The organism is bacterium (assembly GCA_022616075.1).
Taxonomy (GTDB): Bacteria; Acidobacteriota; HRBIN11; order JAKEFK01; family JAKEFK01; genus JAKEFK01.
The window spans coordinates 1-15,046 of sequence record JAKEFK010000024.1 but is presented as its reverse complement, the minus strand read 5'-3'; the positions used below and the strand labels follow the sequence as shown (position 1 = coordinate 15,046).

At 49.6% G+C, this 15,046-nt stretch carries 14 protein-coding genes and 1 pseudogene; 7 read left to right on the top strand and 8 right to left on the bottom strand.

The features are described from left to right. Positions 1–143: 143 nt before the first annotated feature. On the bottom strand, positions 144–1,157 hold the full coding sequence (locus L0156_02090; GenBank protein MCI0601779.1) for an alpha/beta hydrolase: 1,014 nt from the start codon (positions 1,155–1,157) through the stop codon (positions 144–146). A 214-nt stretch (positions 1,158–1,371) separates the two neighbouring features. Between L0156_02090 and L0156_02085 the strand changes: the two genes are divergently transcribed. Next, complete coding sequence (locus L0156_02085; protein MCI0601778.1) at positions 1,372–2,298, top strand: LysR substrate-binding domain-containing protein; 927 nt, start codon at positions 1,372–1,374, stop codon at positions 2,296–2,298. A gap of 213 nt (positions 2,299–2,511) precedes the next feature. On the opposite strand, the gene L0156_02080 is transcribed toward L0156_02085, so the two are convergent. After that, on the bottom strand, positions 2,512–2,955 hold the full coding sequence (locus tag L0156_02080; GenBank protein ID MCI0601777.1) for a chromate resistance protein: 444 nt from the start codon (positions 2,953–2,955) through the stop codon (positions 2,512–2,514). Between the two features lie 158 nt (positions 2,956–3,113). Between L0156_02080 and L0156_02075 the strand changes: the two genes are divergently transcribed. The 3 genes from L0156_02075 to L0156_02065 all read left to right on the top strand — a co-directional run bounded on the left by L0156_02075 (position 3,114) and on the right by L0156_02065 (position 6,806). Beyond that, positions 3,114–3,281: a hypothetical protein gene (locus L0156_02075; protein ID MCI0601776.1), complete on the top strand. Its 168-nt coding sequence runs from the start codon at positions 3,114–3,116 to the stop codon at positions 3,279–3,281. 431 nt (positions 3,282–3,712) lie between these two features. After that, positions 3,713–4,489 (top strand): AraC family transcriptional regulator, encoded by a 777-nt coding sequence (locus L0156_02070; GenBank protein ID MCI0601775.1) that lies wholly within the window; start codon positions 3,713–3,715, stop codon positions 4,487–4,489. Positions 4,490–4,601: 112 nt separating this feature from the next. After that, on the top strand, positions 4,602–6,806 hold the full coding sequence (locus L0156_02065; GenBank protein ID MCI0601774.1) for a S9 family peptidase: 2,205 nt from the start codon (positions 4,602–4,604) through the stop codon (positions 6,804–6,806). A 349-nt stretch (positions 6,807–7,155) separates the two neighbouring features. Here L0156_02065 and L0156_02060 read toward each other — a convergent pair. From L0156_02060 to L0156_02050, 3 genes and pseudogenes are all read right to left on the bottom strand, one after another. Beyond that, positions 7,156–7,919: pseudogene (locus tag L0156_02060) on the bottom strand (beta-lactamase family protein). A gap of 31 nt (positions 7,920–7,950) precedes the next feature. After that, on the bottom strand, positions 7,951–8,154 hold the full coding sequence (locus tag L0156_02055; GenBank protein ID MCI0601773.1) for a hypothetical protein: 204 nt from the start codon (positions 8,152–8,154) through the stop codon (positions 7,951–7,953). A 296-nt stretch (positions 8,155–8,450) separates the two neighbouring features. Next, positions 8,451–8,954: an amidohydrolase family protein gene (locus L0156_02050; GenBank protein MCI0601772.1), complete on the bottom strand. Its 504-nt coding sequence runs from the start codon at positions 8,952–8,954 to the stop codon at positions 8,451–8,453. Positions 8,955–9,232: 278 nt separating this feature from the next. Here L0156_02050 and L0156_02045 point away from each other — a divergent pair, with 278 nt between their 5' ends. Then, positions 9,233–9,454, top strand: a complete 222-nt coding sequence (locus L0156_02045; GenBank protein MCI0601771.1) for a serine hydrolase — start codon at positions 9,233–9,235, stop codon at positions 9,452–9,454. Positions 9,455–10,229: 775 nt separating this feature from the next. On the opposite strand, the gene fabG is transcribed toward L0156_02045, so the two are convergent. The 3 genes from fabG to L0156_02030 are packed head-to-tail and all read right to left on the bottom strand — an operon-like array spanning position 10,230 to position 12,016. Then, entirely contained in the window at positions 10,230–10,979 is a 750-nt protein-coding gene (gene fabG, locus L0156_02040) for a 3-oxoacyl-ACP reductase FabG (protein ID MCI0601770.1), read from the bottom strand. A gap of 13 nt (positions 10,980–10,992) precedes the next feature. After that, positions 10,993–11,658 carry an NAD(P)-dependent alcohol dehydrogenase gene (locus tag L0156_02035; protein MCI0601769.1) on the bottom strand — a complete coding sequence of 222 codons (666 nt, stop codon included), beginning with the start codon at positions 11,656–11,658 and terminating at the stop codon, positions 10,993–10,995. After that, the gene (locus tag L0156_02030; GenBank protein MCI0601768.1) at positions 11,627–12,016 is read right to left on the bottom strand and encodes an alcohol dehydrogenase catalytic domain-containing protein; all 390 of its coding nucleotides are present in this window, start codon (positions 12,014–12,016) and stop codon (positions 11,627–11,629) included. Before L0156_02030 ends, L0156_02035 begins: the two co-directional genes overlap by 32 nt. 284 nt (positions 12,017–12,300) lie before the next feature. Here L0156_02030 and L0156_02025 point away from each other — a divergent pair, with 284 nt between their 5' ends. Together L0156_02025 and L0156_02020 are read left to right on the top strand one after the other, a co-directional pair. Then, positions 12,301–13,851: a beta-lactamase family protein gene (locus L0156_02025; GenBank protein ID MCI0601767.1), complete on the top strand. Its 1,551-nt coding sequence runs from the start codon at positions 12,301–12,303 to the stop codon at positions 13,849–13,851. Between the two features lie 443 nt (positions 13,852–14,294). Then, positions 14,295–15,046 (top strand): hypothetical protein (locus L0156_02020; GenBank protein ID MCI0601766.1); only part of this gene is annotated, 752 nt, incomplete at its 3' end.

Here is a 15,046-nt window from a genome sequence, read left to right as displayed (position 1 = left end):
CAGTAATATTCTTCCGCTCCGGCTCGCAGTCCAATTCTTTCTTCTCATGGTCCTAATAAAAAATAGTAATTGATTCTTTTATCAACATGAGGAATATTTATAAATAGCCGGGTTGTGGTTGTGGTAAGGAGAATGCTTTTTTCTTATTTCACTGTCTGGCGAAGCCAATCCTGAATCAAAGTTACGAGCGATTCATCGAATCTTCCGCCACCGAAATTCCGAAAGCTTTCCTGGATGTTCTCCTGAATTGTAAAGCCGTGGTCCATCTTTGGAATCTCAACGTAGCGGGCGCGTCCCGGAGCATTTCGATTTACGATTTCCGCGATCCATTCATGGTCCGACCGGCTCATGATCCAGTCATATTCACCGTAAATAACAAGGACCGGGACCCTCACCTGTTCCCATGCCGCAGCGAGATTCAATGCCTGTAACTGTTGAAAGAAAACCGCCGGTCGTCCGTATTTATGTTCCGGTTCGTCGTACCACAGATTGGCAAGATGTGAATATTTTGTGGTGATCTGCCGGGGAGTCATTTTATGGATCAGATAGTATGTGTAGAACTCTGCGAAACGCTGCATTTCGCGCGAAATCTCTCCGGAAGATCTCCCTTCCAGACCCAGTCTGCGGTGCTCGATCTCGAGCATGTGTTCGAGCCAGGTTTTGGACCACCCTCCCGATACGATGTAAGCGGCGATTTTTTCTTTTTCAGCAACAAGCGGCGCAAAGCCTCCCCCATTACTCAAGCCTAAAAGAACAATCCTTTCAGGATCAATGAAGTCATATTTCTTAAACACCCGCAGCGCCGCTTTGTAGCCGGCAAGCTCTGTTTCGAAATCGCATGTATTACAAGAAGGGCCTCCGCTATCTCCAATTCCCGGTTTGTCGATCCGCATCATCGCGTATCCTGATTTTGTGAGAAGCCCATGCATCAACTTTGCAAAACCGCCGCGCGGCGCTGCACCGATTTCAACTGTGTCACAACTCAACCATCCTACAACGAGGATGCCCGGGATCTTTCCGGTACGGTTTAATGGCCGCGTCACTATGGAGCGCAGCCAGTGCCCTTTTTCCGTGAGTACGGCATCATATCGTGTCTCGATTCCTTCCCACTTTTCCCGGGGCACGGATGCGACGCGCTCCAGCGTATCCCCCTTCACCGAAAATTCTCGCTTGAAGAAAAAGAAAGAGTACGGCCGTAGCCCACGCGAGCTTGTGCATCAACTAGATTCTCCTTCGGTCATCGTTGCGAAACAGTATTTATCTCATCTTTCTTTCCGTCCAATTCTTTATCCTCATCAAGTCTATTAGAAATTATTATGGATTATCTAATATACATTATCTGATATAATATTATTTTCCTTGCCTGGTAACATGAATTTAGAAATTCGTCATCTGAAATTGATCGAAGCAATTGCGGATGAAGGCAGCATGACAAAGGCTTCCCACAGGTTGCATGTCACACAACCGGCATTGAGCCATCAACTCAGGGGAATTGAAGACCGCCTTAGCACGTCCCTCTTCTTGCGCATCAATCGCAAAATGATTCTTACTGAAGCGGGAGAGCAGTTACTAAATTCCGCCCGCCGCGTGTTAGAAGAATTAGAGCTCACCGAAAACAACATCCGCAAGCTCGCCAACGGTGAACAAGGAATTTTACGGATCAGCACGCAGTGTAATACATGTTATCAATGGCTGCCTTCCTTGCTCAAAGCGATGCAAGAGAAATTTCCAGGAGTTGAGGTGGAGATCGTTTTGGAAGCAACTTATCGACCGTTGGAATTCTTACTTGCGGGGAAGCTGGATCTTGCAATTATGAACACGAAAGTTCAGACAAAGAATCTTTCCTGTTTTCCACTGTTTGAAGACGAGCTTCTGGTAATCATGAAACCGGACAACGTTTTGGCTACACATCGCTACATCCTACCGCGAGATTTTGCCGATCAGAGTTTGATCGTGTACGCAATTCCAGCGGAAGAGAGCCTCGTCTTTCGTAGGTTCTTGCGACCAGCCGGCATCAGGCCAAAGAGAACCTATAAAGTGGCATTAACGGAGGCAATCGTGGAAATGGTCAGAGCAGGGATGGGAATCGCTGTGATGGCCAGATGGGCTGTTGCATCGTATTTAAAATCGCGTCAGCTCATTGGTGTCCGGCTTACAAAAAACGGAGTCCATCGCCAGTGGCACGCTGTCACACTGAATTCCAAGTCCGCGCCCACATATTATCGCGAATTCGCGCGATTGCTTTCGGAGACCGCGATCCCGTTCCGTTCCTCAAAAGGACTCAAGCTCGTTATCTGAAATTTTGTGCTGGAAAGCTCAAATCAGAACCTGTCACGTTCGGATGTTGGAAGATGGAACATCTCGCTCAACAGCGTGGATTTCGCGACGCATTGCCGCAGCTAACGTGAACGGATCAACTTCCGTGCAGAGCAGCCAGTATTGACCGGTGAGAGCCTTGGTTATTATCCTCAAGCGCGGGTGCGCTGATTGGGGCAGATCCGGAGAATACTACTACGTGTTTCCTGTTTCTGCCGGTGTATTGCGGCAGTATTCATACAAAGCATCATAAACGATGAACTCCTTTGCAAGAATATCTTCATCATTCAACCCAAGTAGGCTAAATCCGTGGGCAATTGCTTTCAAACCGGGCGCTTCGGCGCATCGATAGAGATCGTCTTTCACATCAGCTCCATGAACAATTCTCGCTAGCCGATGGAGCGCAGAATCCTCTAACTTGTAATGTCTTAGAAAGGCCTCAAAAGAACATCTGCCCTCATGATGGCCCAGCTCCGCGCCTGGAATATCAAATGGAATTGCATTTTCTTTTTCAGCAATGAGCATCACTCGATTCGGTTTAACAAAGAGAAACTCGGCCTGCGGATCGAGAAATCTCTGAATTAACCACGGACAAGCAACACGATCAACTTTTACTTTTTCCCTTGTTATCCATTTCATTTAAACCATCCTCCTTAAACTCTTAGCTATTGTAGAATGTGGTGGCCGACGATTGTAGAATCGGAGAGGAGTCCCTGTCCAATTAGTTTTATTCAAGATTTGCATGAGAAGCCATCATGCGTGACTTCTCCCTTTTCTCATGACAATGTCTCATCGACATGCTGAAAACAATTAATTCGACCAATGATCTTGAAGAATCTATTCTGGTTCAGAAAGAAGGAGCAAACATGCCGGACATCTTATGGTGTTCCAACATTGAAGAAGCGCAAAGAAAGGCGCAAGAAAAACAAAAGGCGCTTTTTATCGATTTCTACGTTCCCGGTTGACTGGGTTGCGGGAAAATGGATGCCGTGACGTATCCGAACGAACGGGTGACGCAACTGCTCAACAAAGAATTTGACGGTTACTCCTGAAGCGTTATTTTGGAAGGGAATCGCAGCATACCGAATAGCTGGAAGGAATCGCGAAATCTTAAAGGAACATTGGAAACAGCTTTCGACTGATTTTCCCGAAAGTACCTGGTGGGATCGAGCAGCCGTTTTCCCGGGTTGGCAAACAAACAAACCATAGAAAAGCTACCTGCATCAGAATTCTCAGAGGAAAAATGTATTTGGTCAGCGAACGATCCATCTCCGAGGTTATGCAAAACACAGAGAGAACATTTATTCTGTCTGTTGGAAAATGAAAGGATATAATCATTCTTATCAGTTTATCCTGCCAAAATATGAGTTCAGGATGCGATAATAAACGAGAAACCTTGGACGATAGACAGCTTACCGGATTTCGATTGATCGAATACTTTTATCCTCCGGATTTGGTGATACCCCTTCACTCTCATTCCTGCGTTTCCATTGGGATACTGTTGAAAGGTGCATTCGTCGATACTTATGGGCGCAAAAACATTAAATGGAACCCATGGACGGTTGGATTTCATCCTTCCAGCGAAGAACACTCCCACCGGATTTCTTCCAGGGGAGCTCGCGTCTTGCATGTGGAAGTTGGTGAACAATGGGCACATTGCCTCGCTGAGCTTCTACAAAAAACTGGAGAATCGATTATTTTTCGCGGTGGTCGTCTGTCCTGGCTTGCCGCGAATCTAGTACAGGAATTACGATACGGAGGGAAAACCCATCCGTTAATCATAGAGGGGATCATTCTTGAGATGCTTGGACAAGTTTCTCGAGAGACCTTCTGCATGAAGACATCGACGCTTCAGCCATGGCTTGTTATGACAAAAGAGATCATTGATTCAAATTATGCAAGTCCGCTCAAACTCGAGGAACTGTCGCGCCGATCTGGTGTAAACTCTACGCGGCTCTCGCGATCGTTTCGGAAAGTTTACGGCCACTCGATAGGCGCTTATTTACGGAAGCGTCGCATTCAAGCTGCCTGCGAACTTCTCTCTTCGCGCATCAACCCATCTCTGGCTAAGATCGCCGCTGATGTCGGTTTCTATGATCAAAGCCATTTTTGTAGAGTCTTCAAGCGCATGACAGGACTGACGCCGGCGCAATATCGCACTCTTTGTTCGTAAGTGGTAGCTCCTGCGGTCGAACACCGATTGTGCTTTTTGTCCAAGCAATCTTCTTTGTCCAATACCATCAACCCCGCTTCAGATAGTCTAGAAGAGGACAGGAGGACAGACAGTGAAATTACTCCAATTCTTCATCGTGGTTTTTTCACTTTTCGCCACCCTTTTCGCAAACGGACAAACAGACCAGGCGGGGAACTACGAAAACCGAAATGTTCAGAATGTCTCCAATCGATCGCGCAATTTTTGCACACACATACGCCAAAGAACTTTGGAAGCAGGCTTTACATCAGCGTCTTCGGACACCATCAGCGAGGCGAAGCGCTCTGTAACCCCCGAGGATCTGGTCGCCATCCGCGAGGTCAGCGACGCCCAAGTCTCACCAGACGGCTTGCGGATCGCCTTCGTGGTACGTGAGGCGGTCGATTCGGCACGCCCTGATCCGCTCCCCAAGGCCGATATCTGGATCGTCCCAACCGACGGCAACGCACCGGCTCGCAGGTTGACGTCGCATCTAGCCAACGACACCACGCCTCGCTGGTCCCCAGAAGGCAGGCGGCTCGCCTTCCTCTCCGATCGCCCGTGTCCACAGGGGGCACTGAGCGGAGCCGGGGCCCAGCTCTGGCTGCTGCGTCTGGACGGTGGTGAGGCCGAGCCGGTCACCGCGCTCCGGGGAGAGGTACTGCGATTTCGCTGGTCACCAGACGGCTCGATGATCGCCTTTACGCTGCGCGAAGCTCCCTCCGAAGAAGAGGTGAAAAAATCAAAGGATGGCGACGATGCACGGTACGCTGACCATAATTACAGGTACTCGCGACTGTACGTCGTGCGTTTGGTCGACGGTCATGCCGAACCGGTATCACCACAGCGTCTCGAGATCAGCGATTTTGACTGGTCGCCCGGTGGAGAGGAGATCGCAATCGTGACCGCAAAGACGCCTCGCATGGAAGACGTCCACTATCAGCCCTCCAGACTGGTTGTGATCCGAAGGCAGGGGGGCCAAGTGGCGCGCACCCTGAGCGAAGCGATTGCCTATTCGGAACAGATAGTCCGCTGGTCGCCGGATGGACACACCATCGCTTTCTCGACCCCATCTCCCGCCAACATTTCCATCCGGGTGGCTTTGGTTCCCGCCGCCGGCGGTCGGCCGCGCTATCTGCTGGACGACTACCCGGGCTCGCTCTGGACGGGAGACTGGGGCGCAGAATGGGATTCGGATTCTGAGCATCTGCTATTCCAGAGCTTCGAGGCTGCGCGGACGCGCCTATTGCGCGTGAAGGTCTCGACGGAAGCGGTACAGGTGCTAGGCGAGGCTCAGACCTTCCTGTGGCCTGGCCGCAGATTCAGCGCGAGCGCCGATTCCCGTGTGCTGGCGTACGTCAGCGGTACGGGCCAGTCGCCCGATGATGTGTGGGTGCTGCGTATCGGCGAGCCCGGTCGCCGTCTTACCTCTCTCCATCCGCAGGCCGCCTCCTGGCGGCTCGGTGAGAGTGAGGAAATATCGTGGAAGAGCAGCCAGGACGGCCGTATAATCCATGGTGTGCTGATCACCCCGCCGGGTTTCCGAAAGGGAAACCCGCAGCCGACAGTCGTGCAAGTGCACGGCGGGCCGGAGTGGGCATGGTGGGCAGGTTGGCATGGCTCAGCGTGGGAATGGGGCCAACTCCTGGCGTCTCACGGCTTCGTGGTTCTGCTGCCGAATCCTCGTGGATCAAGCGGCCAGGGCTGGAGATTCGCCGAGGCGAACCGCGACGACTGGGGAGGCGGAGACTTCACGGACATCATGGACGGCCTGGACCATTTGATCGATCAGAAGATCGCCGATCCGCACCGGCTCGGGATCGGGGGCGGGTCGTACGGAGGCTACATGACCGCCTGGGCGGTTACTCAAACCAACCGCTTCAAGGCAGCCGTCATGAGCGCCGGACTGTCGAATTTGGCGAGCTCCAATGGGAGCGGCACGTTTACACCGTCGTTCTTCTCGCCCTACTTCCTCGGTACTCACATCGATCGACCCGATGCCTATTGGAACCGCTCCCCGCTGGCGCATGTCAAAAACTGCCGTACGCCTACTCTCGTCTTGCACGGCGAAGCGGACGACTTGGCTCCTGTAGGCCAAGGGTGGGAGTTTTATCATGCTCTGAGGCTCGTCGGTACAGAGACCGAGATGGTCGTCTACCCACGCGAGCCGCATGGCATCAGCGAGCGAGCCCATCAGGTGGACGTCCTGCAGCGGGTGCTAGACTGGTTCGAGCGCCACCTTGGGCCGGGGCCTGAACCGGCCTTGAATGTTTCGCCTCTGGGCTTCGGACCCGGTTGAAGTGGTCATTGCTTCCCTTACACCGATTGTGCTTTTTGTCCAATCAATCTTTTTTGTCCAATACCATCAGCAATGCTTCCGGATAGTCTAGAAAAGGACAGGAGGACAGACTGTGAAATTACTCCAATTCTTCATCGTGGTTTTTTCACTTTTCGCCACCCTTTTCGCAAACTTGCAAGCAGAAGAAGTTAGTTATTCCGTTCTCCAGGCCGGTAGGATGATTGACGTCAAAACTGGAAAAGTGATTGATAATCAGCTGATTTTAGTAAAAGGGGAACCGATTGAAGCAGTTGGTACGGCGGATCATGTTCAGGTTCCGGTTAGTGCACGAAGAATTGATCTATCCCAATTAACTGTGCTGCCCGGCTTGATAGATGCCCACACGCATATCACAGAACAGGCTGAGAACTACGAAGCCGAATTGTTCAGGATGTCTCCAATCGATCGCGCAATTCTTGTGGAGTGAAATGAATCTTCCCAGATCCGTTACCGTTGAAAAGAGTCCTCCCGCGGGCTGTAGACCTCCCAGACTCGAATAGATTAGCTTCTGTTTTGATACCGTTCCCGCAGTCTTTGTGTAGGGAATTGCTACCCTGTTTTGGACTTTCTGGGAAGGATGAAAAAAAGTATCTGTCATGTCTAGAGGTTGAGTAATTCGCTCGGTCACGTATGTCTCATAGTCCAGACCTGCGATTCTCTCCAGGGCGTGACCCATCAAGGCGACAGCCAGATTCGAGTAGCTCAAGCAGGTTAACGGTGGCGTTGCCATTTCAGCCTTCTCAATAATGGAAGGCATCATGAGTTCAATGGAAGAAAAATAAGAGTGTCCCAGTATTTTTGAATATCGGGTGGTTCCCGCTGCAGACCTGAAGAGTGTGATGCGACCTGCCTGAACGAAAGGAGCGCGGAACTCGAGAATCGGTTGCGAATCTTAAGATTGGGGATATGGCTCACTAGAGACTCATCAAGCTGTAGCTTGCCTTCATCTCGCAATTGCATGAGCATTGTCGCAGTAAACACTTTAGTGATAGATGCGATTCGATAAATCGTATCAGGGGTGGCCGGCTGTTTTTCTTCAATATTGGAATAACCATATCCCTTTGCCCATATCACCTTCTCGCCGTAAATAATTGCGGCTGAGGTCCTATATTTCCGCCACAGAATGGCGTCTGGTGATGATTTCGTCAACAATTTGCAGGGCAGCTTTTATTTCAGGATCATCCTTCATCGCTGCCGCAGATGGACTCTGGCCGGTTTCGAAGTGAAGGAGTAGAAAGAAACAGATGAAAAGGGAATTTCTTGTCCGTTTAATCAATGATGCGCCACGAGGAATCATCAAAAATACCACTATCTTAGCTCATTTATTTCCGAATGAGTTAAAGAATTCGATTCGTAAAGATGAACTTCTGTCTACGGCGATTTATAAATAACGCCGCCTTTCATAACAAATCGTACATCATTGAGCGCCTCGATATTCTTCAATGGATCTCCATAAACGGCGATGAAATCAGCATATTTTTCCTGGTTCGATGGATCCTAATTCGTCGCTCTTACCGAGCAGTTCTGAATTAACAACTGTAGCGGCCTGGATTATCTGCATTGGCGTCATTCCCACTTCGACTAGATGAGAAAATTCGACAGCGTTCATTCCGTGGGGAAATACGGTGGCGTCTGATCCGAACCCAACCTTGACACCCGCCTTGATTGCCTTTCTGTAGTTTTCACGTTTTCTTTGTTGATAGACCGCCCTCTTGCGAGGATACTTTCAGGCAGATTCCAATCCTTACCGTAAATTTCAACAGCATCCGCCGCAAAAATTGTGGGAATGAGATAAGTGCCACGTTTCTTCATCATCTCAATTCCTTCTTCATCTATAAGACTTCCATGTTCAATGGAATCGACTCCTGCCTCCACAGCAGTTTTTATTCCTTGCGTTCCGTGTGCGTGCGCCGCAACTCTCTTGCCCCAGAGATGCGCCTCATCCACGATGGCTCTCATCTCCTTAGGAGAGTACTGCATACCCTCGGCCGATCCCGCTTCACTAAATACCCCACCAGTGGCTGCAAATTTAATTTGATCGGCTCCGTACTTAATCTGAAGTCGAATAGCTTTCCTGATCTCTTCAACCCCATCCGCAGTGTTACTCAATCCTTCCATACGAAGGTATGGGGAAAGCCGGTCCCCCAATCTCCGTGACTACCTGTGGCGCCCAAGGTGAGAGTGGCAACGAACATGCGGGGACCGGGGATCCTCCCATTGTTAATCGCTTTTTTCAAGGCAACGTCGATCAGTTCGCTGGCTCCAAGATCACGAACCGACGTAAAGCCGGCTTCCAAAGTTTTTTTGGCGTAAATGTGTGCCAGTTCAAAGACGATTCTGAAGTATTATCAGCTCATAGTCTGAGAGAAATGCGGACGCCTCAGTTCATGAATAGCAATTGGAGTTTCGGTTACGGAATTGGGTTCGCCCTTTTTCGAAAAAGCGACCGCACTCTAGTTGGTCACGCAGGCGACGCTCCCGGGTATGATTCGATGATTGCTTTCGTCCCGGAATCAAAACTGGGAATCGTAATATTAACGAATATGGATACAAAGGAGTGGCCACGAAACACTTGTGAGAAGTCCTGGATTGCTAATTCCGATTTTTGATCGGATCCACCGTTCTAAACAACAATCGGTTTCCCTCCAAACGTCAAAAGATTTCGGAAAATTCATCGGCCGATATCGATCCGAGGTTCTCTCTTTTAGTATGGACCTCGCTATAAAGGACAATCAGTTGATATTGAGTTGGGTAGAGTATCCAAACTCCGATTCCGAGCTTACGCCTGAAGGGAAAGACAGATTCAGAATGTCCGGTCCGCATTCTCCTGGCGAAATTCTTAGTTTTGTCTTTGATTCAATGGGAAATGTAGTTGGCTTCTACGAAGGTGGATATTACTTTCAGAAAACATCTCAGAGCCGCTGAGTTTGTAAGGATCTGAAAGGAAGAATTTCCTAGATGAGCGTCACCTCATTTGATAATTTCATCTTATCCATGATAAGTATTGATCGCTAACGGCTTGACAATTCAGGACAATTGACTTAGGTTCAAATTATCTTCATGAATACAAAAGATTTCAAAACAAATTGCTCCTGTATTCGCCCCTATCATAGGGGCAGGGCAGCAGGTTTTGAAATCCGTTAGATGGCGCAGCCGCCGGTTCTAGCAATCCCTTAAAAATCTGAAATTCCTAACCCGCTGTCCTCTCTGAGGAGGAGGCGGGGTTTTATTTTGGGCGAAAGTTTTTGGAGTGAAATTGGCAGAGGATGATCTAACACTGGAACAAGTTCGCGGCAGTCCATACGTCACTCTGACACCAAAATCCGGTTTGGTTCAGCAGAAAGACGCCATATCTATGAAGGCTCGATAATCAGCATGGCATGATTACGGAATCAGCATTCTGCCACCGCTGACGATGATTGTAGAGCCCGTCATGTAACTTGATTCCTCACTGAGAAGAAACGCGACAACATTTGCGATTTCCTCCGGTTCGCCCAAACGGCCCAACGGAGTCGCGGACTTCAATTGCTCTACTGTTTGTGGGGAAAGCTCACGCAACATATCCGTATCAATTGCGCCCGGTGCGACGGAATTGATTCTGATATTCTTTTGAGCAAACGGAGCGCAACAGGATTTTGTCAATGAGATCACCCCGGCTTTTGCAGCTGAGTACGGAAGAAGATTCGGTCGAACGGCTAAGGCCGCAATAGAGGAAATATTTACGATCCTGCCGAATTGTCGAGCAAGCATCCCCTCCTTCACTGCCCAGATAAGATTGAAGGGGCCTGTGAGGTTTATTGCAACAATCCGATCCCAATGCTCAGGCTGCAATTGATGGAAATCGATATCCCCTATATCCCCCGCATTGTTTACCAGCAATTGGATCGGGCCAAGCTCCGCAGTGACGCAAGCTACCATCTTATTTACGGTTTCTCTGTCGGCAATATCTGCCTGAACCGCCAAGGCTCGAGCTCCCAGCGCACGAATTTTCTCACAAACTGATTCGGCATGTTCCGATGAACGAAGATAGTGTACAGCGACATCAGATCCTTCCGATGCCAGCTTGAGAGCTGTAGCCTTCCCTATTCCTTTGCCGGCCCCCGTCACGAGAGCTATTTTTCCGACGAATCTCATGATTCCTATTTCCTTAGTTAAAGTCGCTTTTTTCTTTAGTATCAGGCCAGAGCCGGATGCATACTTTGCCGAACTGATCACCGCTTTCAAGTCTGCGGTAGGCGGCCTGCACGGCTGTCAGGTTGTAAACGCGATCGATGACAGGACGGATTCGGTGGCGGAAAAGGGCGCGATTCATGGCTTCGAACATTTCCCTTGAGCCAACCTGGAGCCCGCGGAGACGCGCCTTTTTTGCCATTATTACAGCCGGATCGATTTCAGTCGAAAATCGATCGAGCATTCCGATGACGCTAATGAGACCTCCGAACCGGAGTGCATGAACGGAATCCGCGAGCCTGCCAACAACATCTATAATGTAATCGGCCCCGCGGCCCTCCGTTAATTGCATCACAACTTCAGGCCATCCAGGTGAAACTCCAGAGTTGATTGCGTGATCTGCACCCAGTTTTAAAAGTTGGGTTATCTTGGCTTCGCTCCGGGAGCATGCAATAACACGCGCTTTTTTGAGGCGAGCAAATTGAAGCGAAAACAACGATACTCCCCCGGAACCCAGTACAACTACCGTCTCCCCGGGCTTCGGCGAACCTTCTCCGGACAAGGCGTTCCATGCCGTTACGGCCGCGCACGGCAGCGTTGCCGCTTCCGTATCATTCAGGTGCTCCGGGACTCGAACCAGCACTTCCTCTGGAAGAACCCTGTATTGGGAGCATTTCCCCCATGGCAGGCCCATCATTTTCCTCCGAAAGATCTCCATCTAACCACGCCGGAACGAATATCGCAGCAACACTGTCACCAATTGCAACTCTTGAAACTCCAGGTCCAACCTCCACAACTTCTCCAGCCGCATCAGACAGTGGCACGAACGGCAAGGTTTTTTTCCAACGTCCATAACCCCTCACAATCAGCAAATCTCGATAATTCAGGGAACATGCGTTGATTTGTATCAACACTTCGCCCGCACGTACTTCCGGTACCGGACCCTCTACAACCATGAGGTTATCAATTGCGTAACGTTCGCGTAATTCAACCAGTTTCATCTCAAATTCTCTTCCTGAACTTTCATAACCTGTAATTTCATTTGCTTATTCTAATGATTCCTACTGGACAGAAACCAATTAATCTTTTTCATTAACGTCATGAGCTCATGCGGTTATGTCTTATATGATCGGAGTTTGGCAAATCAGTGGGGGTCACCGTTTGCTTTACCGAATCGGTTTGATAGGAGAAGTCGTGACCGAAAAAATTCTAAATTAGATTCTCTCATCCAAATGCTGAAAATAACTCACTGGACAGCCAGTTCCGTTGATTTTAAGCTTGCACCATGAGCACCCGCGAACCGCGCGCTCTCTTCGCCTTGCTTACCTTTAGCCTGCTGGTTGCCCTGCTCACACAGATCACAATTTCATCGACCAGGGAAGCGACAACGCTCCCCTTACAGGATTCGCGATTGGAGCCGATACGCACCCAGATACTGCAATCCGTGAAAACAGGCACGCCGGTTTCCGTTTCGATCGCTGTTGCGATGAAAGGAGTAATCCTCTGGCAGGAGGCATTTGGATTCTCTGACATCTCCAGCAGGAGGAAGGCAACTCCCGCCACAACATATCCGATCGCGTCCGTATCAAAACCCCTTACAGCAACAGGTCTGATGCTACTGGTCCAGAATGGTCTGGTCGATTTGAATCGTCCGGCCAACAACTATTTAAAGAACGCAAAAATTACAGGACATGCGGCCGATGCAAAGGATGCCACGTTGCAACTGATTTTGCAGCACAGGGCAGGGCTCGCAGAACAGAATCGCTACTATTTTGCGAACGATGAAACAAGACGCCCTTCCCTGGATGAGACAGTCCAACGCTACGCAATTGTCGTGCGCCAACCGGACGAACAACACGATTACTCCAACCTCGGGTACGGAATTCTCGAACGGGTCATCGAAGACGTATCCGGGCAATCCTTTAGCAGATTCATGCAACAGGAGCTCTTCCAGCCGCTCGGGCTTTATCAGACTTCGGTTGGTCCTGCGGATCGAAACGTCGCAAAAAGATTCGGGCCTGGAGAGACCCTCATCCCAGATTATGATTTTGATTCTCGCGGATCGGGGACAATCTATTCCACAGCTCACGATCTCGTGCGGTTCGGGATGTTTCACCTGAAAGAGCAGGTAAAAGATCAGCGCCAGATTCTGAGTAAAGAAAACATTGACCGGATGATCCAGGAGAAAAAGTCTTCCGGCTCTGCCTCCGGATTCTGGGGCTTGGATTGGTTTTACGGGTTGGGTTGGGGAGGTAGAGAGGAATCGAAATTCGGACACCTGTGGTATGGACATGAAGGTGGATCCCCGGGTGTTTCCACCATTCTGAGAATTGCACCGAAGCAAAGAATCGTGATTGCTGTTCTATCGAACAGTCGACAGGATTTGACGTATTCACTCGCCGACTCGGTGCTCGATGTGTTGATTGAAGATTATCCTGCGCGCCGCGTGCTCGATCCGACGCGAAAACCCAGACCTCCTGAACTTCCCTTCCATGCGCCTGAAGGTTTGCAGGGAAGGTGGAGTGGGAAAATCGTGACATGGGAAAAAACAATTCCGGTCCTGCTGCAGATCGATCAGAGCGCAGCGAGGTTAAAAATCGGTGATGATGCGGAACATCCGGTAACCGATCTAACCTGGATCGAAGGTCGAGTATCCGGACGCTCCGATGCAACGATCCGGAATCCCGATACAGCAAATCACAATCACCGCACGCGTTTTCGATTGTGGCTCATGGATAACAAATTGACAGGCGAGATTGCCGCAGCAGCTCCACCTCCTTTATTCCATTTCTGGCTTCCCTTCTGGATGCAGCTTGAAAAGAACATTTCCCAATGATGCAGGCTCAAAATCTACTGGAGTTGTCAGCTTTTCGGCTGGACTTTGCCGCGTATCCTGAATGTGTTCTGTCAAGGGGCGTTGAAAATTGACCCACTTTCGGGCGCATAGTTACAAGGCCCTTCATGTCCGAAAAGGCGGCGTTATTTATAAATCGCCGTAAACACAAGTTCGTTCATCTTATCCATGATAAGTATTCATCGCTAACGGCTTGACAATTCAGGACAATTGACTTAGGTTCAAATTGTCTTCATGAATACAAAAGATTTCAAAACACATTGCTGCTGTATCCGCCCCTTTCGTAGGGGCAGGGCAGCAGGTTTTGAAATCCGTTAGACGGCACACGCGCCGGTTCTAGCAATCCCTTAAAAATCTGAAATTCTTAACCCGCTGTCCTCCCTGAAGAGGAAGCGGGTTTTTTATTTTGGGCGAAAGTTTTTGGAGTGAAATTGGCAGATGAAGATCTGACACTGGAACAAGTGCTCAAGAAAAATTCTCGCGAGAGACTAAAAAAAGAGAAGCCGCCACTCGAGATCTTGAGCGATTTGCCGATGCTGATCCAACGTGGTTATGAATCCATGGCAGAAGAAGATATCGTTCGACTCCAATGGTACGGCCTCTATCATGATAAACCCAAATTGGGCGAATTCATGATGCGAGTTAAGATTCCAAACGGTATTCTTACACCTCAAAAGCTCCGCACCATCGGTCTACTGTCTCAACGTTACGGAAAAGACTACGGTGAGATCACAACAAGGCAGGATATTCAACTCCATTCCATCGGGATAGACCATCTTCCCGATATCTTTGAAACATTAAAGGGCGCTGGCCTCAATACTGTAGGAGGATGTGGCGATGTGGTCCGAAACATCACCGGATGTCCAGTTGCTGGAATTGACAGTAAAGAATTGTTTGATGTGCGTCCTGTGATCCATCAGCTGGCACAGTTCCTTGACGGAAACCCGGAGTATTCCGATCTGCCTCGCAAACACAAGATTACAGTTGCGGCCTGCCCTGCCCAATGTAATCTACCGGAAATTCATTGCCAGGCCTACATCGGGATCAAGCACCAGGGGAAGCTCGGATTCGCTGTGAGGACATCTGAGGTGCTCCGTCAAGTATTTTTTGGGTGTTCTTGGTCTCCCTTATTTGGTTTTTTGCACATTGCCTTCAACAGTGCTTTGTCGCAATTTCG